This window comes from Microbacterium sp. (genome assembly GCF_052102115.1).
Lineage (GTDB): Bacteria > Actinomycetota > Actinomycetes > Actinomycetales > Microbacteriaceae > Microbacterium.
The window spans coordinates 157,320-178,272 of sequence record NZ_JBQDVP010000001.1; the positions used below are offsets into that span (position 1 = coordinate 157,320).

The 20,953-nt window shown below is 67.7% G+C and carries 14 protein-coding genes; 5 read left to right on the forward strand and 9 right to left on the reverse strand.

Features of this window, described 5'->3' with window-relative positions; translation table 11 throughout:
- Window positions 1-78 precede the first annotated feature (78 nt).
- From ACTICP_RS00710 to guaB, 9 genes are all read right to left on the reverse strand, one after another.
- Entirely contained in the window at window positions 79-1,464 is a 1,386-nt protein-coding gene (locus tag ACTICP_RS00710; RefSeq protein ID WP_441888506.1) for a glycosyltransferase, read from the reverse strand.
- Window positions 1,461-3,038 carry a glutamine-hydrolyzing GMP synthase gene (guaA, locus tag ACTICP_RS00715; RefSeq protein WP_441888508.1) on the reverse strand — a complete coding sequence of 526 codons (1,578 nt, stop codon included), beginning with the start codon at window positions 3,036-3,038 and terminating at the stop codon, window positions 1,461-1,463. The genes ACTICP_RS00710 and guaA overlap by 4 nt, the downstream gene beginning before the upstream one ends.
- Entirely contained in the window at window positions 3,035-3,556 is a 522-nt protein-coding gene (locus ACTICP_RS00720; RefSeq protein WP_441888510.1) for a DUF3817 domain-containing protein, read from the reverse strand. Before ACTICP_RS00720 ends, guaA begins: the two co-directional genes overlap by 4 nt.
- A 124-nt stretch (window positions 3,557-3,680) precedes the next feature.
- Window positions 3,681-8,492, reverse strand: coding sequence for an ExeM/NucH family extracellular endonuclease (locus tag ACTICP_RS00725; protein ID WP_441888512.1), 4,812 nt, complete (start codon window positions 8,490-8,492; stop codon window positions 3,681-3,683).
- Window positions 8,493-8,702: 210 nt separating this feature from the next.
- A complete protein-coding gene (locus tag ACTICP_RS00730; RefSeq protein ID WP_441888536.1) occupies window positions 8,703-9,449 on the reverse strand; it encodes an SURF1 family protein in 747 nt (248 codons plus the stop codon).
- A 50-nt stretch (window positions 9,450-9,499) separates the two neighbouring features.
- Window positions 9,500-10,615 carry a GuaB3 family IMP dehydrogenase-related protein gene (locus tag ACTICP_RS00735; RefSeq protein ID WP_441888538.1) on the reverse strand — a complete coding sequence of 372 codons (1,116 nt, stop codon included), beginning with the start codon at window positions 10,613-10,615 and terminating at the stop codon, window positions 9,500-9,502.
- Window positions 10,616-10,681: 66 nt separating this feature from the next.
- Complete coding sequence (locus ACTICP_RS00740; protein ID WP_441888514.1) at window positions 10,682-12,673, reverse strand: alpha-glucosidase; 1,992 nt, start codon at window positions 12,671-12,673, stop codon at window positions 10,682-10,684.
- Complete coding sequence (locus ACTICP_RS00745; protein ID WP_441888516.1) at window positions 12,660-14,093, reverse strand: glycoside-pentoside-hexuronide (GPH):cation symporter; 1,434 nt, start codon at window positions 14,091-14,093, stop codon at window positions 12,660-12,662. Before ACTICP_RS00745 ends, ACTICP_RS00740 begins: the two co-directional genes overlap by 14 nt.
- A gap of 128 nt (window positions 14,094-14,221) precedes the next feature.
- Window positions 14,222-15,724 carry an IMP dehydrogenase gene (gene guaB / locus ACTICP_RS00750; protein ID WP_441888518.1) on the reverse strand — a complete coding sequence of 501 codons (1,503 nt, stop codon included), beginning with the start codon at window positions 15,722-15,724 and terminating at the stop codon, window positions 14,222-14,224.
- Window positions 15,725-15,966: 242 nt separating this feature from the next.
- Here guaB and ACTICP_RS00755 point away from each other — a divergent pair, with 242 nt between their 5' ends.
- Genes ACTICP_RS00755 through ACTICP_RS00775 form a run of 5 tightly spaced genes read left to right on the forward strand, consistent with a single transcriptional unit; the run spans window position 15,967 to window position 20,896 of the window.
- Window positions 15,967-17,217, forward strand: a complete 1,251-nt coding sequence (locus ACTICP_RS00755; RefSeq protein ID WP_441888520.1) for an ABC transporter permease subunit — start codon at window positions 15,967-15,969, stop codon at window positions 17,215-17,217.
- A 3-nt stretch (window positions 17,218-17,220) separates the two neighbouring features.
- Window positions 17,221-18,198, forward strand: a complete 978-nt coding sequence (locus ACTICP_RS00760) for a branched-chain amino acid ABC transporter permease (RefSeq protein WP_441888522.1) — start codon at window positions 17,221-17,223, stop codon at window positions 18,196-18,198.
- Entirely contained in the window at window positions 18,188-19,165 is a 978-nt protein-coding gene (locus tag ACTICP_RS00765; protein ID WP_441888524.1) for an ABC transporter ATP-binding protein, read from the forward strand. The genes ACTICP_RS00760 and ACTICP_RS00765 overlap by 11 nt, the downstream gene beginning before the upstream one ends.
- Window positions 19,162-19,896 carry an ABC transporter ATP-binding protein gene (locus tag ACTICP_RS00770; RefSeq protein WP_441888526.1) on the forward strand — a complete coding sequence of 245 codons (735 nt, stop codon included), beginning with the start codon at window positions 19,162-19,164 and terminating at the stop codon, window positions 19,894-19,896. Before ACTICP_RS00765 ends, ACTICP_RS00770 begins: the two co-directional genes overlap by 4 nt.
- Window positions 19,897-19,906: 10 nt before the next feature.
- Window positions 19,907-20,896, forward strand: a complete 990-nt coding sequence (locus tag ACTICP_RS00775; protein WP_441888528.1) for an NAD-dependent epimerase/dehydratase family protein — start codon at window positions 19,907-19,909, stop codon at window positions 20,894-20,896.
- The last annotated feature ends 57 nt before the right edge of the window (window positions 20,897-20,953 follow it).

Here is a 20,953-nt window from a genome sequence, read left to right on the forward strand (position 1 = left end):
AAAGCTGCGGCATCAGCACAGCGGGGATGTCCGGAGAGCAGTTTCCGGTTTCCCCGAACTCGGCGAGCGCCGGCCCGCTCAGACCGCTGCGGTCCGTCGCGACGCGGTGGCGAGGACGTCGCGCACGGTCGCCGCGAGCGCCTCAAGAGTCCGGTCATCGCCCCATACGGATGCTGCCGCCGGAGCCTCGACCGAAAGGCGGGTGCGCAGCTCGGCGTCCGTGAGCACGCGGCGCAGCGCGTCAGCCAGCGCGGCCTCGTCGCCGTCGGGGATGAGTATGCCCCCACCGCCGGCGAGCAGATCGCTCGGACCGTACCGCACGTCGTAGGAGACGACGGGGCGGGCGTGCGCGAGCGCCTCGGCGAGCGAGAGTCCCTGCCCCTCGAATGCCGAAGCGGAGACGACGACCGAGGCACGTTCGAGCACGGCATCCGGGTCGGCGGTGACGCCGCACACGCGCACACGATCTGCGCAGTAGCGTTCGGCGATGAGCTGCTCGAGCCCGGCACGCGCGGGCCCGTCACCCCAGATCTCCAGCACCGCACCGGGCACATCAGCGGACAGGAAGGCACGGATGATGTGATCGATGCGCTTGCCCGGCGCGAGCCGCGAGAGCGAGACGACGAGGCCGGGTTCAGGGGCACACTCCCCCACGGTCGGCAGTTCGATGCCGTTCGGCACCACGACATTGCGGATGCTGTCGCCGAAGCGTGCGGCGACGTCGTCGCGCTGCCGCGGCGTCGGCCAGGTGACCGCGTCGAAGCGGTCGGCGAGTGCGAACCAGCGCGTCCACAGCGCGTTCATCGGGGCATCCGGCGTATACGGCGCCTCGAGATGCATCGTGTGGATCGTGTGGATGATGCGCACCCGCGGGTCGTCCCAGTCGGCGATCAGTTCACCGAGCTGGCGCGACTCGCAGATCACGATGATCGGCACGTCTCCGAGTGCAGCGGTGACGTGTGCGAGCCAGGCACGGTACAGACCGCGGAACCCGGCGACGCCGCCGATGGTCTGTCCGTCCCCGTCGTACACGAGCACCGGCTCGTCGGTGAGATGCCAGTCGGGGTTGCCGGGGATGACCGGCAGGGCGGCGAACGGCCGGTCGTCGGCGTCGCGCAGCATCCGATACTCGCGATCCGGGCGCCCCGCCGACAGAGCCGGGGATGCTGCGGCCCGCAGCCACGCGGTCGCACCGCCGTCCGGGGCAATACTTTCGTCGAACAGATTGCGCAGGCGCGCCGGGTCATCGATCGCGCCGCGCCGCGCGAACTCCTCGCGATGCTGGGCGTGGGCCGCGGCATCCGCCGGATCGAACGTGAGCAGCTGCGGATCGGCACCAGCAGCTGCCAGCTGTCGGGCGCGCGCGAGCGTCGCGATCGTGTACCCGCCGTCGAGGTCGGGGATCAGCCGGCTGGAGAGTACGAGGTACTCCGCCTCCGGCAGGGAGATCTCTCCCCGGGTCACTCCCACTCGATCGTCCCCGGGGGCTTCGAGGTCACGTCGAGCACCACCCGGTTGACGTCGCGCACCCCGTTGGTGATGCGGTTGGAGATCTTCGAGAGCACGTCGTACGGCAGGCGGGTCCAGTCGGCCGTCATGGCGTCTTCGCTGGAGACCGGGCGCAGCACGATCGGGTGCCCGTAGGTGCGGCCATCGCCCTGCACACCGACCGAACGCACGTCGGCGAGCAGCACGACCGGGCACTGCCAGATCTCACTGTCGAGACCGGCCTTGGTCAGCTCTTCACGGGCGATGGCGTCGGCCTCGCGCAGAATCTCGAGACGGTCAGCGGTGACCTCACCCACGATGCGGATGCCGAGGCCGGGGCCCGGAAACGGCTGCCGGCCGACGATCGCTTCGGGCAGGCCCAGCTCGCGGCCGATCTGGCGCACCTCGTCCTTGAACAGCGTGCGCAGCGGCTCGATGAGCTCGAAGTCGAGGTCTTCGGGGAGTCCGCCGACGTTGTGGTGCGATTTGATGTTCGCGGTTCCCGTGCCCCCGCCGGATTCGACGACGTCGGGGTACAGCGTGCCCTGCACGAGGAACTTGATCGGCTCGCCCTCTGCCTTGGCCTCGTCGACGAGTTCGCGCTGCACCTTCTCGAAGGAGCGGATGAACTCGCGGCCGATGATCTTGCGCTTCTGCTCGGGGTCGCTGACGCCCTCGAGGTGCCCGAGGAAAGTGTCGGCGGCATCCACCGTGATCAGCCGGACGCCGGTGGAAGCGACGTAGTCGTTCTCGACCTGTTCGCGCTCGCCCTTGCGGAGGAGTCCGTGGTCGACGAAGACGGCGGTGAGCTGGTCGCCGATCGCCTTGTGCACGAGGGCCGTGGAGACAGCCGAGTCGACGCCGCCGGAGAGGGCAGAAATGACCCGGGCGGAGCCGACCTGCTCGCGGATGCGCGCGACCTGCTCATCGATGACGTTGCCGCTGTTCCAGTCGGAGGCGAGACCCACAGCCTTGTGCAGGAAGTTCTCGAGAACCTCCTGGCCGTGATCCGAGTGCTTGACCTCGGGGTGCCACTGCACGCCGTAGAAGCACTTCTCATCGCTGCCGAACGCGGCGACGGGGGTGTCTGAGGTGGAAGCGAGCACGTCGAAACCCTCGGGCGCGTGCGAGACCTGGTCGCCGTGGCTCATCCAGACGTTCTGCGTCGTCGGCTGCCCACCCAGCAGCACGCCGCCCTCGTTCGCGATAACGGCGTCGGTCGCGCCGTACTCGCGCAGTCCGGTGTTGGCGACCTCGCCGCCGAGGGCGCGGGCCATCACCTGGAATCCGTAGCAGATGCCGAGGGTCGGGACGCCGAGATCGAAGATGCCGTTGTCGAGCGCGGGGGCGCCCTCTTCGTAGACCGACGACGGTCCGCCGGAGAGGATGAGGGCGACCGGGTTCTTCTCGGCGATCTCCGCCGCGGTGACCGTGTGCGGCACGATCTCGCTGTAGACGCCGGCCTCGCGGACGCGGCGGGCGATGAGCTGCGCATACTGGGCGCCGAAGTCGACGACGAGAACGGGGCGCTGGGCGGTGTCTGCGCTCATCGCGCTGCCTCCTCGGTGTGGGGCTGGGCATCGGCGGCCATCGCGGCCTCACGGGAGGCGAGGTAGGCCCGCACCTCGCGGGAGACCCGGACCTCCATGACGAACGAAAGGGCGGGGATGACGCCGCCGAGGGCAAGGAGGATGAAGCGGACGAACGGCCACCGCATCAGGCTCCACAGCCGGAAGATCGCGAACAGGTAGACGACGTAGAACCAGCCGTGGGCGACGAGGATGAGCAGCGAGATGTTCGTGCCGTCGCCGACCGAGACGAGGTCGCACCCCATGCCGCCGGGGAAGAACAGCGAGTACCACTGGCATCCGTCGCCGACGATGACGTCGGCGAGCCACAGGAATCCGCCCGATCCGCCCGCGAACAGCTCCAGATGGATCGGGCTGTACTTCAGGATCATCTCGGCCAGCAGCAGGAGCAGCATGATGCCGGTGATGATCGAGGCGATCTGGTAGAACGTCAGCGCCCCGCGGATCTTCGGGAAGGAGGCGGCTTTCGGTTCGGGCATGGCGTCCAGTCTACCCGCGGCCCGGTGCCCCGCAGGCACGACGGAGGCCGCCGGGATCACTCCCGACGGCCTCCGTGCTGCGTGCCCTCAGCGGCTGACTACTGCTGCTGACTACTGCTGCTGACTACTGCTGCTCTGTGCGGCTGCGGCGACGGGCCACCACGAAGGCGGAGCCCAGCACCAGCAGCAGTGCGGCGAGGATCAGGTACGGCGTCGGGTCGGCACCGGTCGTGGCGAGGTCGCCATCACCGGACCCACCGGCACCGTCATCGCCAGAGCCACCACCGGCACCGTCATCGCCGGCGCCGTCGTCACCGGAGCCGGCGGCAGCGGTCACGGTGAGCGCGGCGGTTGCCTCGGAGCCGTCGGGCAGAATCACCGCGAGCGTGTGCGCACCGGTCGGGGTGTCCTTCGGGATAGTGACGGTGGCCGTGAACGTTCCATCGTCCGCGACCTGAGCCGTGCCGATCTGCACCGGGGTCGAGCGCAGCTCGACGACCAGCTCAGCTCCGGCGTCGAACCCGGACCCGTCGATCGTCACCGATCCACCGGCGGCGACCGAGGACGCCCCCAGGGTGATCGTCCCCTCGGCCGCGGGGGCCTCGGTGAACGTGATCGGCACCTGCACGCTCGTGCCGGCATCCGCGACCGCGACCGCGAGCTGCTGCTCGCCGTACACGCCCTCGGGAACCGTGAACGTCAGGCTCGCGCGCCCCGCCTCATCGGTGGTGTCGACGATCGCCGGGTCGACGGTTCCAGAGGCGAGCTCGGTCTCGCCGAGCGAGACGGTCACCTCACCCGGTGCGGCGTCGCCGCCGCTGAACGCCAGCGAGGAGAGGCCGAGAGTGACCTCGTCGCCGGCACTGTAACCATCGGCATCCGGTGCACTCAGCGTCGCACCGACCGCGCGCTGGGCGAGGTCGGGCGAAGCGGTGCCGTTCGCGTCGAACCAGTCGACTGTCGACTGCAGGTCGACCTTGCCGGTGTCGGCCTTGTCCGTGCCCTCGGCGAGGGTGAAGAAGTTGTCTCCACCACTGGCGAGGAACGAGTTGGCCGCGACGACGTACGTCGCCTCCGGGTCGATGGGTTCGCCGTCGAGCGTGATCGAGGTGATCCGCTCCCCTGCCCCTGCCGTCGGGTCGTAGGTGTACTGCAGACCCTCGGACAGACCGAGCTTCAGGAACGGCCGGCTCGCCTCAGCCGGCTGCCACTGCTCCTCGAGCACCCCCTTCACCTGCGCACCCGTGAGGTTCAGCGTGACCAGGGTGTTAGCGAACGGCTGCACCGTGGCGGCCTCGCGGAAGGTCACGTTGCCGTCCGGGTCGCCTTCGCCGTTCGAGGCGTAGGCGAGGTTGGCGCGGATGCCGCCCGGGTTCATCATCGCGATGTCTGCGCCCGTCGCCCACTGGTGCACATCGGCGACGAAGTTGCCGATCACGGACTCCCCACCGCGGTTCTCGGTGCCGTCGCTCTGACGGGCACGGTTGAGGTCGCCGGTGATCTCGCCGACCGGCTCTGCCCCGAGGACGTCGGCCAGCTCCTTGGCTGCGTCGACGATCGCCTGCACGTCGGGGTCGGCGTCGTACAGGGGCGTGTAGACGGTGTTGCCCGTGGCCGGGTCCTTCTCCGACTTCGTGAGCGGCATGATCTCGTTGCTGATCGAGAGCAGCTCCTTCGTCTCGGGGTCGACGCTGAGCGAGGTGAGCGCGAAGCGCTCGCCGTACTGACCGGCCTGGAAGACCGGACGTCCGTCGATCACGTGGTTGTACACCTGGTGCGTGTGCGACGTGGAGACCGCGTCGACGCGCTCGTCGAGTCCGTCCAGGATCTCGCCCAGCGGCGAGTCGGCCGTGATGTCGGCGGGGTCGGTGGTGGCTGCACCCTCGTGGACGAGCAGGACGATGACATCTGCCTCGCCGTTGCCTTCTTCGCCGTCCGTGAGGTCATCGGTCACGGCGTTGACCGAGTCGGTGATGTCTCGGATGTCGAGCTCGGCGATCCCCTCCGGAGAGACCAGGGTCGGAAGGTCTTCGGTGACGGCACCGATGAACCCGACCTTCACACCGTCGACCTCCTTGACGAAGTACGCCTCTCCGGCGTGCTCGTCAGAGTCCTTGAGGAACACGTTCGCTCCCAGGTAGGGCCAGTCCGCACGCGGCTGGACGCGGTCGCGCAGGTCTTCCCAGTCCTGGTCGAACTCGTGGTTGCCCATCGAGCTGACCTCGAGGCCCGCCGCGTTCAGGGCGTCGATCGTGGGGTTGTCGCTGTCGATGAACGAGGTGAACGTCGACGCGCCGATCGAGTCGCCATTGGCGGCGAAGATCGTGTTCGGGTTCGCGTCGCGCATCGACTGCACGGCCCCGGCGAGCACAGCGGCACCGGCTGCGGCACCGTCGGCCTCGATTCGGCCATGGAAGTCGTTGACCGTGACGATGTCGATGTCGACCGGCGGAATCTCGTTGGAGATGCCGACGATCACCGGGTCGTGGTCGCTGGAGCGGAACGGCGTGCCCGCCTCAGAAGCGCCGAACGCGTAGCCGCGGTCGCTCCATTCCGGCGAGTTGATGGTCCAGACATCCGTACCGGTCACCGACGCGGCAAGCGACGGGGATGCGATCGCGTGGTCGAGCGAGCCGAGCTCGCCGTCGAAAGTGTACGTGTGCTGGCCGGGGGCGTGCGCCGGTACGAGGTCGGTCCAGCCGGCCTCGTCGAACACGTTGATCGGGTCCTCGCGGCTGTAGGCGTTGAAGTCGCCGAGCAGCAGCACGTCATCGCTGCCGCTGGCCTCTTCGATCTCGCCGGTGAAGTCCAGCAGCGACTCTGCCTGGGCGGTGCGGTCCTCGTTGAAGTGGCCCTGGCCGTCGGCAGGCTCGTCGCCGTCGCCCGACTTCGACTTGAAGTGGTTGGCGACGACCGAGACGACCTTGCCGTCCATGTCGAACGCCTGCGCGATCGGCTCGCGAGCGTTGCCCCACACCGACTCGTCGATCTTCGCCATGCTGTCGCCCACCGGGGTGACGGCATCCTTCTGGTAGATGATCGCGTTGGTGATCACGTCGGTGTCGGTGTCGAGCAGCGCGTCGGGCATCGGAACGAAGTCCCACACGTCCGAACCGGCGTCCTCGTTGAGCCCGTCGACGAGGTCGGCCAGTGCGACGTCGGCCGTGCCGTTGCCGAAGTGGACCGAGTTCTCGATCTCCATCAGCGCGACGACCTCGGCATCCAGGCCGCCGATGGCGCTGACGATCTTCGATCGCTGCACCTCGAAGAACTCCTCGTTCTTCGCACCGCGCGCCTCGGAGTCGTCCTCGCTCATGGTCGTGAAGTAGTTGAAGACGTTGAACGCCGCGACCTGCACGTCGCCGCCGACCTCGGGGGCCGCCTCCGGTCGCGTGTTCTCGGCGGTGAAGGTCGCCTTGTCGTCCGCTGAGGTCGCGTCGTCGATCGGCGTGACCGGCTGCAGGCGCCAGTCGTCGAAGCCGTACTGCAGCACGTAGCCGGCCTCGGCGAAGTCGACGACATCGCCGTTTCGGACCGTGACGTCCTCGGTGAAGTACGGCTGGTCGCCGGGGTGCGCGTTGTTGCTGACCTGCACGTTGTAGCCGTCGTCGAGCAGGATGCGCTCGGCACGGTTCTCTGCGGCGATCGCGTTCGCCTCGTCACCCGGGCGCGTGGTCTCGGTGCTCTTGACGTTCAGCTCGCCGGGGTTCAGCCACAGGGCGCCGAAGTTGTAGAGCTGGTGGCTGGAAGCCACCCGGTAGGTGCCGGCCGGGGCGACGAGCATGTTCTCGTACGCCTCGCGGTCTGCGCCGATGACGGACTCGGGCAGCGGCGTGACCGCGGGGACCCCAGCACCGGCGGTGATGACCGCCACGTCGTCGGCTGCGGCGGGCGAGATCTGCGTCTGCCCGTAGTACTCCGAGACGGAGCCGGTGACGGTGACGACGTCGCCGATCGCGCCGGGGACGGTCTTGCCGTCCAAGTACACGAAGATGCCGTCGGAGGCACCCGGCGTCGCGTCGTCCTCGCTGCCGGATCCTTCGGTCTGGATGACGATGCCGTCGTAGCCGCCGGTGCGGTGGTCTGCTGTGATGACGCCCTCGACGGTGACGGTCTGCCCGTTCATGGCGGCGACGTCTTCGGTGCCCTGCACCTCAGCGATCGTCGCGGCCGTGGGCTCTTCGGGGTTCTCCGGGTCCTCGGGGTCCTCGGGATCCTCGGGATCGTCGACGCCACCGGAGTTCTGCGGGGTGATCGACTCCGAGAGAGAGAAGTCGTCGGCGTTGACGTCGGTGTCAGCGCCGGCAGCGCGATTCAGCGACTTCACGTCCTGGTTGCCCGCCGGCGCCGTCGCGACCGCGCCCTCGAACGTGTTCGAACCGCCGTAGCCGAGCAGGTCGACGACGCCGTCGACGCCGACGACAGACCCGGGCGTGAGGCTGACGGCGGCGGTGCCCTCCACGAGGGCGAGCGTTCCCGTCGTGCCGCTGGGGTTGAGCGCTCCGCTGGCGGCATCCGTGGCGGGCAGATCGATGCCGTTGGCGCCGTTGCTGCCGCCCTGTACTAGGTAGTACCCGCCCGCGGGGATCGTTCCGGACAGCTCGGCAACACCGTTGAAGTTGCCGGCACCACTCGCCGATCGGTACTGCACCGACATGCCGTCGAGGGGGATATCGGTCTGGGTCGGGTTGTACAGCTCGACGAACTTGTTCTTGAACGCGGCCCCTTTGCTGCCACCGGAGAGGTAGGCCTCGTTGATCACGACGCCGCTGCCGTCGATGGCGGCGACGGCCGGCGTGGCGATGAGCGTGCCGCAGCTCATGGCGAGGGCCGTGGTCAGTGCGAGGGCGCCGACGCGCCGAGTGCGACCGGGAGAAGAGCTTCTGTGAACGGAGGCGGGAACCACGTGGTTCTCGTCTCGGGGAGCGGGCATCATGCGGTGGTTCTCCTCGGCGTCGACGAATCTGACCTCGCACGCCAGGGTCGAGCGTGCGAGAAGGGCTCCGACGATTCGTCCGACAGCAGACGCGCGTGGGCACCCGCGAGTGAGCCTATGAGGGGCCTGGGACATTCCGGAGACAGTTCACGGAACGCTAACCGAAAGTTCTCCTACGGTGCCCTGCCGGACGTCACGGCCTGCCAGACGTCACCCGGTGCGCTCTTCGAACTCCTCGACCTCGAGCTGCCAGCGGTCCTTCGCCAGCCGGTACCAGATGTAGAACGCGAAGCCCGCGAACACCGCCCACTCGAGGGCGTAGAAGATGTTCAGCCAGTTGACCGCCGGCATCTCGTCCGGCGCCGGCGAGACGATGTCGACCAGTCCGTCCGGGGCGTGGGTCGAGGCGAGGTACGGCCGATACACCGCCAGCTGCTCGGTGTCGTGCCACTGACCCAGCAGCATCGCCGGCGACATCCTGCTCATCGCGAAGGGGTCGTCGGCGGGCGGGAGCGACGATCCCTCGTCCGAGATGATGCGTCCGGTGATCGTGGCATCCGCTCCGGCGGCGTTCGTCTCGAGGGCCGCGACCGCGGCATCCGCGCTCTCGTGATTCGGCGCCCAGCCGAGCGCGACGGCGATGGAGGTGCGATCGGCGACGCGCAGCTGACCGGTCACCCAGAAGCCCTCGGCGCCGTCGTTGAAGCGCGACGAGACGACGTTGAAATCATCGGCCACCCAGGTGCCAGCGGTCTCGACCCGTTGACCGACGAGCGGCTCGGCGAGGTACTCCCCCGGGCTCAGCACGTCGGTGAGGGGGCGCACCTCTTCGGTGATGCCCTCCGGCGGCGGATCGGTGTCGATGGCCCGTTCGAGCTGCCACTGCCCGAGGAACGCGAATACGCCGGCGACGACGAGGCACGCGCACAGCACGGCGATCCAGCGACCGCGCAGCATGACCTCACGCAGGGTCGGCGGGAACTCCTGGGTCTCGGGCACAGAGACGGTCACTGCTGGTACGGCGAGAGCACGACCTCGACGCGCTGGAACTCCTTCAGGTCGGAGTACCCCGTGGTGGCCATGGACTTGCGCAGCGCCCCGATGAGGTTCGCCGTGCCGTCGGCGACCGGCGCCGGTCCGTAGAGGATCTGCTCCAGCGTGGCGATGCCGGGCGTCTCGACGCGACGGCCGCGCGGCAAGTGCGAGTGGTGCGCCTCGGGACCCCAGTGGAAGCCGCGTCCGGGCGCGTCCGTGGCCCGTGCGAGGGCGACGCCGAGCATGACGGCATCCGCGCCCATGGCGATCGCCTTGACGACGTCGCCGGAGGTTCCGACGCCGCCGTCGGCGATGACGTGCACGTAGCGTCCGCCCGACTCGTCGAGATAGTCGCGACGGGCGGCGGCGACGTCCGAGACGGCCGTCGCCATCGGAGCATGGATGCCGAGGGTGGCGCGCGTCGTGGAGGCTGCTCCCCCGCCGAACCCGACGAGGACGCCGGCGGCGCCGGTGCGCATGAGGTGCAGGGCGGCGGTGTAGGTGGCCGCTCCACCGACGATGACGGGAACGTCGAGGTCGTAGATGAACTTCTTCAGGTTCAGGGGTTCGGCGACGCTGGAGACGTGCTCGGCGGAGACCGTGGTGCCGCGGATGACGAACAGATCGACGCCGGCTGCTGCGACGGTGTCGTAGAGCTCCTGGGTGCGCTGCGGGGTGAGGGATCCGGCGACCGTGACACCGCCGTCGCGGATTTCGGCGAGGCGCGAGGTGATGAGGTCGGGCTTGATCGGCTCGGCGTAGAGGTGCTGCATCCGCACCGTCGCCTTCTCAGGGGGCAGCGAGGCGATCTCGGCGAGCAGCGGCTCGGGGTTCTCGTAGCGGGTCCACAGCCCCTCGAGGTCGAGGACGCCGAGGCCGCCGAGCTTGCCCAGCATGATCGCCGTGGCCGGGCTCACGACCGAGTCCATCGGCGCGCCGATCACCGGAGTGTCGAACGAGAACGCGTCGATCGACCACACGGTCGAGACGTCTTCGGGGTTGCGGGTGCGTCGTGACGGAACGACGGCGATGTCGTCGAACGTGTAGGCGCGACGCGCGCGCTTGGCCCGACCGAGTTCGATGTCCATGCTCACCCGTCCAGCCTACCCGGCCATGCGGCCGTTCCGATGTGCGCTCCAGGCGAACTGCACGCCTCATCCACTCGCCCGAATCCCCGACGTGACGGGGCTGACGGAGCCGATCCGACTCACGAGAACGCCGTAGGGGCCGAGCGTCAATCCGTGCACAACACCCAGCGCAGAACTGCCCATGACGGGTTCGGCGGTCGGCATTCCGTGCAGGCGCGATATCGGCCGGTCGGTCAGATTCACCTCGACGAGCCACTCGTCCTGCCCGTCATCACCCGTGCGCACCCATGCGAACAGGTCCCGGGATCGAGGGGCAAGAAAGCGGATGCCGCCGGCGGCGAGCGCGGGGTGCGCGCGACGCAGACGGATCAGGTCGCGGTGGAAGCTCCACACCGAGTCCGGGTCATCGATCTGCTCGGCGACCGTGAAGCCCACCGAGACCTCGTGGCCGGGCTGCCACGGCCTCCCGGTGGTGAATCCGGTATGGACCCCTGGTTCCCAACGCATCGGCACCCTGGCATGATCCCGCGCACCCGACAGCGTGGCGGCGAACGCTTCTGCCTCGCCGAAACCGGTGGCTCGCAGTTCAGCGAAGCGGTTCAGGGACTCCACGTCGCGCAGCTCCGCCGTCGACGAGAAACTCTGATCGATCGCGCCGATCTCCTGGCCCTGAAAGAGGAATGGGGTACCACGCAGCGTGAGCTGGAGCGTCGCGAGCGCCTTGGCGAGCGCCGTGCGCAGCTGCGAGTCGGAGCTCCGTGGCCCCAGCACCTTCGACAGCATCCGCGGGTTGTCATGATTGTCGAAGAAGAGCGCCGCCTGATCACCAGGACCGATCCGTGTCAGCAGCTCGGTGTAATAGGTCTTCAGATGACGCAGGTCGTACCGGTAGTCGTCCCAACGGATGCGTCCTGGCAGCTCCAGCACGTCGAAATTGAACACGAGGTCGAGTTCCGCGCGCTCGGGGTCACTGAGCAGACGCCCCATCTCGACGCCGATGCCGGGTGTCTCCCCCACCATCACGCCGTCGGGTGCGCCCCCACCGGTGAACCCCTTCGCACGCAGATCGCGCAGATACTCGTGCAGATGTGGACCGAAGAAGTAGTTCTCGATGCCGAAGAATCCCATCAGCTGACCGACTGCCTCGTTCCCGTCCGGCAGACTGTCGCGCTTGGAGATGTAGTTGATGACGTCCATCCGGAAACCGTCGATACCCCGGGCTCGCCACCACTGGACGATGTCTGCGACCTCGACGCGGACTGCGGGGTTCGCCCAGTTCAGATCCATCTGACCCGGCGCGAACAGGTGCAGCGCCCACCGCTTGGCCTCGGGAATCCAGCGCCAGGCGCTGCCACCGAAGAATGAGGTCCAGTTGTTCGGCGGCGCCCCAGATCCATCCTCCCCCTCGACGCCGGGTCGCAGATGGTAGTAATCGCCGTAAGTTCCCTCGGGATCGGCGACCGCCGACCGGAACCACTCGTGCTCCTCAGAGGTGTGATTGACCACGAGGTCGAGAATGATCCGCATGCCCCGGTGGTGGCACCCCGCGATGAGCGCATCGAGGTCCGCGATCGTGCCCATCTCTGCCATCACCGCGCGGTAATCGCGCACGTCGTAGCCCATGTCCTCGTTCGGGGAGTCGAAGACCGGCGAGAGCCAGACGCAGTCCACACCGAGGTCCTGCAGGTAATCAAGACGGCCAATCAATCCGCGCAGGTCACCGATTCCGTCCCCGTCCGAATCCTGGAACGAACGCGGATACACGTGGTAGAAGACGGCGCTCTGCCACCATCGCGTCCCTCCGGTCGTCGCGCTGGTGCCGCTGTCGAGACGTTCAGGGTGCTCGGCCAGGATCGCGAGCAGCGCCTCGGCGAGACCCGGGCCGAGAAACCTGCCGGCGAGTCGCCCGAGCGAACGCAGCGAGAGATTCGCGACGAGCGGATTCGTCACCCACCGTCGCGAGCGCCCCAGCTGCAGCAGGATCTTGTCGATGGCATCCCGACCGACTGGGTGCGCGTACACATCTTTCAACCGGATGCCGGCATCAGGACTCGCCATCACGTGCCTCAACTGTGCTTTCACGAAGGCGCAGATCGGCGATGATCTCGGCATATCGCGTCTCGTCCAGCCGGTACCGCCGGGCGAGCACCAACCAGCTCACGACCACGAGGATCAGAGGGACCACCATCATCGCGACCTTGAACGCCGATGCTCCGACGTCGGTGATGTCGGCCGCGCTTCCTGCGTCGTTGATCCCGGAGACGATGAGCGTGACCCCGACCGCTCCAGATGCCAACGCACTCGCGGCCTTGTAGATGAAGGGCTGCAGTGAGAAGGTGACCGATTCATTGCGACGCCCGAGCTTCCACTGCCCGTACTCCACCGAGTCGGCGATGAACATCATCATGAGCAGCTGAATGAACGCCTGCCCGGCGAACAGCAGCACGCCAGCGACCCCGATGAACAGCATGGACGTGCCCGCGAACAGGAACACCACGTAACCTACGGCACAGGATGCGGTCGCGAGCAGGTGCACACGCCGCCGCCCGAGCTTGGCCGAAGCCAGCGGGAACAGCAGCAGTCCACCGATCTGACTGACACCCAGGATCGCGGCGAACACCGGGTACATTCCGACATCGCCATAGATATAGGTGAAGTAATACAGCCCGAGGCTCGTGGTGATCGTGTAGCCGGTCATGAACAGCACCATCGCCAGCGTCACCCAGAGCAACTGATCGTTGCGGCCGATCACGCTGAACAGCTCGCGCAAAGAAGTGTGCATCCGCTCGCTCGAGACCTGCTCCTTCGCTGTCACCAAGGTGATCGTCTGGAAGATCAACATCATCGCCGCCACGGCGACGGCCAACGCGAACCAAGCGGATTGCGCCGAACCGAGAACCTCCTCCAGAGCCGAAGTCACCGGCACGATAGCCATCACGACGCCGAAGATCCCGATGTTCGCACACACACGGGCGACGACGCCGATCCGCTCACGCTCGATCTGATTGCGCGACAGCGATGGCAGCATCCCGTAGTACGAGATGTCGTTGACCGTGTAGGCGATCTCCCAGAGCAAGTACACGACGATGAAGACGACGACGAACCACGGTCCTTCGACGCCCCAGTCGGAGAACATCACGATGGTCGCTGCGGCCCAGGCCAGCGCGCCGCCGGCGATCCATGGCTTGAACTTTCCCCAACGAGTGCGCGTATTGTCGACGATCAGGCCCATCACTGGATCGTTGACCGCATCGAAGAGCCGCATCACCACCAGCACCACGGTGACCGCAGCCAGGGTCGCATTCGAGACCTGCACGACCTCGGTGAGGTACACGATGAGGAACATCGTCACCAGGGTGGCCGCCATATCGCGGCCGAGAGTGCCGAGGCCGAAACCCCAGGCATTACGGCGATGCAGTCCCGTGCGCGGAGGCAGGAGGACGTCGGCTGCGTCGCCGGCGCTGGCTGGTTCCGTCATCGCGTCAGCCTAGCGTGGGGCAGGGCGCGCACCGCCGAGGGGAGGTTTCGACTCGGGCGCTGCGCGGCCTCGCTCAACCTGAGTAGGGCCGCGTCAACGCCGCTTCGCGGCATTGACCCAATCCCGACTCACTTCTTGTAGTTCGGCGCCTCGACGACGATCTGCACGTCGTGCGGGTGCGACTCCTTGAGCCCGGCCGAGGTGATGCGCACGAACTTGCCGCGCGTCGTCAGCTCTTCGATGGTGCGCGCGCCGACGTAGAACATCGACTGCCGCAGCCCGCCGATGAGCTGGTACGCCACCGCCGACACCGGGCCGCGGTACGGCACCTGGCCTTCGATGCCTTCGGGGATGAGCTTGTCGTCGCTGGGCACGTCGGCCTGAAAGTAGCGGTCCTTCGAGTACGAGGTCTGCTTGCCGCGGGTCTGCATGGCGCCGAGCGACCCCATGCCGCGGTACTGCTTGAACTGCTTGCCCGACTGGAAGACGATCTCGCCCGGCGATTCGTCCGTTCCGGCGAGCAGCGAGCCCAGCATGACGGCATCCGCTCCGGCGACGAGCGCCTTGGCGATGTCGCCCGAGTACTGCAGCCCGCCGTCGGCGATCACCGGCACGCCCGCGGGGCGCGCGGCGAGCGACGCCTCGTACACCGCGGTCACCTGCGGCACCCCGACACCGGCGACGACGCGGGTGGTGCAGATCGAACCAGGGCCGACGCCGACCTTGACGGCATCCACACCGGCATCGATGAGCGCCTGCGCGCCCTGGCGGGTCGCGACGTTGCCGCCGATGACGTCGATGTGGTCGAACGACTCGTCGGCCTTCAGCCGCTGGATGATGTCGATGACGCCCTGCGACTGACCGTTCGCGGTGTCGACGACGAGGACGTCGACACCGGCGTCGCGCAGTGCCTCGGCGCGCTCCCATGCGTCGCCGAAGAAGCCGATGGCCGCGCCGACGCGCAGACGCCCGTGCTCGTCCTTGGTGGCGAGCGGGTACTTCTCGCTCTTGTCGAAGTCCTTGATGGTGATCAGTCCCGCGAGCTTGCCGTCGTCGTCGATGAGCGGCAGCTTCTCGACGCGGTGCTTGGCGAACAGCGCGATGACCTCACCCGCCGCGACGCCGACCGGAGCGGTGACCAGGTCGGTCGAGGTCATCACGTCCTTGACGAATGTGGTGGGACGCTCGAAGCCCGACACGAACCGCATGTCGCGGTTGGTGATGATGCCCACCAGGTGCCCGGAGTCGTCGACGACGGGAAGACCCGAGATGCGGTACTTCGCGCACATCTCGTCGACCTCTTCGACAGTGGCATTGGGAGTGGTCGTGATCGGGTCGGTGATCATGCCCGACTCGCTGCGCTTGACGCGATCGACGTGCGCGGCCTGGTCGGCGATCGAGAGATTGCGATGCAGGATGCCGATGCCGCCCTCACGCGCCATCGCGATGGCCATGCGGGATTCGGTGACGGTGTCCATGGCGCTGGACAGCAGCGGGGTCGCCACCGAGATGCGGCGGGTGATGCGCGAGGACGTGTCGGCCTCGCTGGGGATCACATCGGTGTGCCCGGGAAGAAGAAGGACGTCGTCGTAGGTGAGTCCGACGAAGCCGAAGGGATCGTGCTGTTCCATGGATGATCCTCCTGCAGGCGAAAGCTGGTGCGCGTTCACCAATCCTAAACCGCGCGGGCGTAACAATAATTCCTCGGTTCGGTTCAGTTACTAGTGAATAACCGCGCGTCACAGTACGCTCGATCCCACGCCTCCACCGACCCGAAGTCGAGGCGAGCACTCATCGTGGAGGTTGCGTGAGACCCACGTCTACAGTTGTCCGTCGAGCCAAACCATGGCTCATCGCCGTGCTCGGTGTACTGATGGCTTTCTCATCCCTGGCCCTGCTGCCACCGGCATCCGCTCTCGCGGATGAGACCGACGACGGCCAGGAGGTCACGGACTTCTACTTCGCCGGCGTCATCACCTTCGATGATGAGCCGGTCGCCGACGTGACCGTCGCCATCGAGGGCAACGGCTTCGGCGCCGACACCGTGACGGATGCCGACGGCAGATGGCGCCTGTACGTGCCCGAGAAGGAGACGTACACCCTCACCGTCGACGAGGACACGCTCCCCGACGGGGTCATCGTCGAGGGCGACTCGGCATCGCAGGAGGTGGAGTTCGAGCTCACCGGAACGAAGATCGTGAATCTCTTCCTCGGCGAGGGGGTCCGCGAGACGACGTCGTTCCTCGACCAGCTGCTCTCGCGCATCGTCGGCGGGCTGAACTTCGGACTGCTGCTCGGGCTCGCTGCCATGGGCGCGGCCCTCATCTACGGCACCACGCGCCTGTCGAACTTCGCCCACGGCGAGATGGTGACCTGGGGTGCAGTGATCGCCCTGCTGTGCACGACGTTCTGGCACCTGCCGATGTGGTTGGGCATCATCGCCGCGATCGTCGCCGGCGGCCTGCTCGGCCTCGCGATGGATGCCGGTCTCTGGCGGCCGCTGCGACGTCGCGGACTCGGCATCGTGCAGCTGATGATCGTCAGCATCGGCCTGTCCCTGGCACTGCGATACGTCATGCAGTACATGATCGGCGGCCCCACCTACCAGTTGCAGGGTGCCAGCCCCGCTCCGATCAAGCTCGGTCCGATCTCGCTGTCGTACATCGACATGATCGGCATGGGCACGAGCATCGTCATCATCCTGGGGGTGGCGTACTTCCTCACCCGCACGCGGATCGGCAAAGCGACCAGGGCCATCTCCGACAACCCGCAGCTCGCCGCGGCATCCGGCATCGACGTCGACCGGGTGGTGCGGATCGTCTGGATCCTCTCCGGCTCACTGGCGGCGATGTCCGGCGTCCTGTGGGCATACTTCCGACCCGGGGTGAAGTGGGACATGGGCATGCAGATGCTGCTGCTGATCTTCTGCGCGATCACGCTCGGCGGTCTGGGATCGGCGATCGGCGCTCTGATCGGCTCGATCATCGTCGGCCTCGCCGTCGAGGTGTCGACGCTGCTGGGTGTCCCGTCGGATCTGAAGTACGCCTCCGCCCTCGTGGCGCTGATCGTGATCCTTCTCGTCCGCCCCCAGGGGTTGCTCGGGCACAAGGAAAGGTTGGGCTGACGCATGGACTTCGGAAGCATCTTCGGCAACACCGCCGCCTACCTGTTCAGCCCGACGACGATCGCCTACGCGCTGGCGGCCACGGGCCTCGCCGTGCACTTCGGCTACGCGGGCCTGCTCAACTTCGGCATGGCGGCCTTCATGGCCGTCGGCGGCTACGGCTACGCGATCTCGATCCTCAGCTTCGGCCTGCCGTGGTGGGGCGGCGTGGCGGTCGGCGTGCTCGCCGGCGCCGCATTCGCTCTGCTCCTCGGCATCCCGACCCTGCGTCTGCGCGCCGACTATCTCGCCATCGCGACCATCGCGACCGCAGAGGTGGTGCGCCTGCTGTTCCTGACCGAACTGTTCCGCGAGTGGACGAACTCGGCCGGCGGGCTCTCGGGCTATCACCAGAGCTTCCGCGACATGAATCCGTTCCCCGAGGGCACCTACGGCTTCGGGCCGTGGACGTACAACGCCAACGACCTGTGGGTGCGCGTGTTCGGCCTGCTCGTGCTCGCGGTGTCTGTGCTGGTCGTCTGGGCGCTGATGCGCAGCCCGTGGGGGCGCGTGATCAAGGGCATCCGCGAAGACGAGGACGCCGTCCGCTCGCTCGGCAAGAACGTGTTCGCGTACAAGATGCAGGCACTCGTCGTCGGCGGCATCATCGGTGCGCTCGGCGGCGTCGTGTTCGTGCTGCCGTCGGCCGTGATCCCCGGCAGCTACTCGACCTCGCTGACGTTCTTCCTCTGGACGATCCTGCTGCTGGGAGGAGCGGCGACCGTTCTCGGCCCGGCGCTGGGCGCTGTGCTGTTCTGGGTCGTATTCGCATTCCTCGGCGGCCTGCTGCCCGAGATGGCCCGGGTCGGCTGGCTGCCGATGACGACGAACCAGGCCGACGTGGTGCGCTACATCGTGATCGGCGTCGTGCTGATGCTGATCGTGATTTTCCGCCCGCAGGGCATCCTCGGCAACAAGAGGGAGATGACCTTTGTCAAGTAACGTCCCCACCCCCGGCGCGGGCGCCCCGCGCGCCAAGACGACCGGCCTCACGACGGGGCCGGCCGCGCCCGGCGTCGCGAAGACCGACCCGATCCTCACCGTGGATGCTGTCACCCGCCGTTTCGGCGGCCTCACCGCCGTCGACGTCGACCATCTCGAGGTTCCTCGTGGGGCGATCACGGCGCTGATCGGCCCGAACGGCGCCGGCAAGACGACCCTGTTCAACCTGCTGTGCGGCTTCGACAAGCCGAACACCGGAAAGTGGTCGTTCGACGGGAAGAACCTCTCCGGCATCCCGTCGTTCAAGGTCGCCCGCATGGGCCAGGTGCGCACGTTCCAACTCACCAAGTCGCTGTCGCTGCTGACCGTGCTCGAGAACATGAAGCTCGGGGCGACGGGCCAGCGCGGCGAGGGGTTCTGGGCGAGCCTGTTCCCCTTCCTCTGGCGTGCGCAGGATGCCGAGATCGAAGAGCGCGCCCGCGAGCTGCTCGTGCGCTTCAAGCTCGACGCCAAGGAGAAGGACTTCGCCGCCTCGCTGTCCGGTGGCCAGCGCAAGCTGCTCGAGATGGCCCGTGCGCTGATGAGCAACCCGACGCTCGTGATGCTCGACGAGCCGATGGCCGGCGTCAACCCGGCCCTCACGCAGTCGCTGCTCGACCACATCCTCGACCTCAAGGAACTCGGCATGACCGTGCTGTTCGTCGAGCACGACATGCACATGGTGCGCCACATCGCCGACTGGGTCGTGGTGATGGCCGAGGGCCGCGTGGTCGCCGAGGGCCCGCCCGACGCCGTGATGGAGGACCCCGCCGTCGTCGACGCGTACCTGGGCGCCCACCAGGACGTCGACCTCGGCGCCGTCACCGGCCGACTGCCGGTCATCGCCGATGCCGACGCCACCGAGATCCGCGAGCAGATCGAGGCTGAGGCCGAAGCCGAGCTCGATGCCGAGGAGGGCACAGCATGACCGACGAAGATGTGATCGTCGAGATGAAGGACGTGCACGCCGGCTACCTGCCCGGTGTGAACATCCTCAACGGGGCGAATCTCGTCGCACGCCGCGGCGAGCTGATCGGCATCATCGGACCGAACGGCGCCGGCAAGTCGACGCTGCTGAAGGCGATGTTCGGCATGGTGCAGGTGCGCGGCGGAGACATCACTGTCAAGGGCGAGAGCATCGTGGGGCTGAAGGCCGACAAGCTCGTCGGCCGCGGCGTCGGGTTCGTGCCGCAGACGAACAACGTCTTCCCCTCGCTCACCATCGAAGAGAACCTGCAGATGGGGCTCTACCAGAACCCCAAGATCTATGCCGAGCGGCTGGAGTTCGTCAGCGACATCTTCGCCGAACTCGGCAAGCGGCTGAAGCAGCGTGCCGGGTCGCTGTCGGGCGGTGAGCGGCAGATGGTCGCGATGTCGCGGGCGCTGATGATGAACCCGTCCGTGCTGCTGCTCGATGAGCCCTCAGCGGGGCTGTCGCCGGTGCGGCAGGATGACGCGTTCATCCGCGTCTCCGACATCAACAAGGCCGGGGTCACGACGATCATGGTCGAGCAGAACGCCCGCCGCTGCCTGCAGATCTGCGACCGCGGCTACGTGCTCGATCAGGGCCGCGACGCCTACGAGGGCACCGGTCGCGAACTGCTGAACGACCCGAAGGTCATCGGGCTGTATCTCGGGACGCTCGGGGACGCCGCCTAAGCTCGCTGTCATGACGAGCATCCTGTATCTGGGCGGAACCGGCACGATCAGCGCGGCGTGTGTTCGCCGCTCCGTCGAGCGCGGGCATGACGTCACCGTCGTCAACCGCGGCAGCGGGCGGCGCGCTCTGCCGGATGCCGTGACCACGGTATCGGCAGATGTCCACGATCCGGCATCGCTGCAGGATGCGCTCGGCGATCGCGAGTTCGACGCGGTCGCCGACTTCCTCTCCTTCTCCCCCACCGACCTCGCGACAGGCCTCGAAGTGTTCGCGGAGCGCACGGGGCAGTACGTCTTCATCAGCTCGGCATCGGCCTATCAGAAGCCGCCGGCGCGGCTGCCGGTGACTGAGCGGACGCCGCTGGAGAACCCGTTCTGGCAGTACTCTCGCGACAAGATCGCGTGCGAGGAGCTGCTGCTCGCGGCATCCGGCGACCGGGGCGTGCCGGTGACGATCGTGCGCCCGTCGCACACCTACGACGAACAGATGCTCCCCACTCTCGGGCGCTGGAACGACATCGCCCGCATGCGTGCGGGGCGCCCGGTCGTCGTGCATGGCGATGGCACGAGCCTGTGGACCATCACCCACGCCGACGACTTCGCCGTCGCCTTCACCGGGCTGATCGGGCACCCGAGCGCGCTCGGCGAGGACTTCACGATCACCGGCTCGCACGCGCCGACCTGGAATCAGATCTACGGCTGGCTGGCCGACGCGGCCGGGGTTTCGGCGCCGGAGCTCGTGCACGTGGCATCCGACACCATCGCCGCGATCGCCCCCGATCTCGGGCCGACGCTCCTCGGCGACAAGGCGCACTCGAGCCTGTTCGACACCGCGAAGGTGCAGGCGCTCGTGCCCGAGTTCGCCACGACGATCACGTTCGGCGAGGGTGCTCGCCGCATTCTTGCCTACTACGACGCCCACCCCGAGGCGCAGGTCGTCGACGCCGCGCGCGACGCGCAGTTCGACCGCATGATCGCGCACGCCCGCTCCGCCGGGTAGGAGTGGCCGGGTAGGGTCCGCCGGCGCTCGGCCGGGCGGCGCTGGGCGCTTAGCTGG

What these genes read in the sequence shown, in the direction of transcription:
- guaA (WP_441888508.1), bottom strand. Translation starts at nt 3,038, where the DNA reads ATGAGCGCAGACACCGCCCAGCGCCCCGTTCTCGTCGTCGACTTCGGC.
- ACTICP_RS00720 (WP_441888510.1), bottom strand. Translation starts at nt 3,556, where the DNA reads ATGCCCGAACCGAAAGCCGCCTCCTTCCCGAAGATCCGCGGGGCGCTG.
- ACTICP_RS00725 (WP_441888512.1), bottom strand. Translation starts at nt 8,492, where the DNA reads ATGATGCCCGCTCCCCGAGACGAGAACCACGTGGTTCCCGCCTCCGTT.
- ACTICP_RS00730 (WP_441888536.1), bottom strand. Translation starts at nt 9,449, where the DNA reads ATGCTGCGCGGTCGCTGGATCGCCGTGCTGTGCGCGTGCCTCGTCGTC.
- ACTICP_RS00735 (WP_441888538.1), bottom strand. Translation starts at nt 10,615, where the DNA reads ATGGACATCGAACTCGGTCGGGCCAAGCGCGCGCGTCGCGCCTACACG.
- ACTICP_RS00740 (WP_441888514.1), bottom strand. Translation starts at nt 12,673, where the DNA reads ATGGCGAGTCCTGATGCCGGCATCCGGTTGAAAGATGTGTACGCGCAC.
- ACTICP_RS00745 (WP_441888516.1), bottom strand. Translation starts at nt 14,093, where the DNA reads ATGACGGAACCAGCCAGCGCCGGCGACGCAGCCGACGTCCTCCTGCCT.
- guaB (WP_441888518.1), bottom strand. Translation starts at nt 15,724, where the DNA reads ATGGAACAGCACGATCCCTTCGGCTTCGTCGGACTCACCTACGACGAC.
- ACTICP_RS00755 (WP_441888520.1), top strand. Translation starts at nt 15,967, where the DNA reads ATGGCTTTCTCATCCCTGGCCCTGCTGCCACCGGCATCCGCTCTCGCG.
- ACTICP_RS00760 (WP_441888522.1), top strand. Translation starts at nt 17,221, where the DNA reads ATGGACTTCGGAAGCATCTTCGGCAACACCGCCGCCTACCTGTTCAGC.
- ACTICP_RS00770 (WP_441888526.1), top strand. Translation starts at nt 19,162, where the DNA reads ATGACCGACGAAGATGTGATCGTCGAGATGAAGGACGTGCACGCCGGC.
- ACTICP_RS00775 (WP_441888528.1), top strand. Translation starts at nt 19,907, where the DNA reads ATGACGAGCATCCTGTATCTGGGCGGAACCGGCACGATCAGCGCGGCG.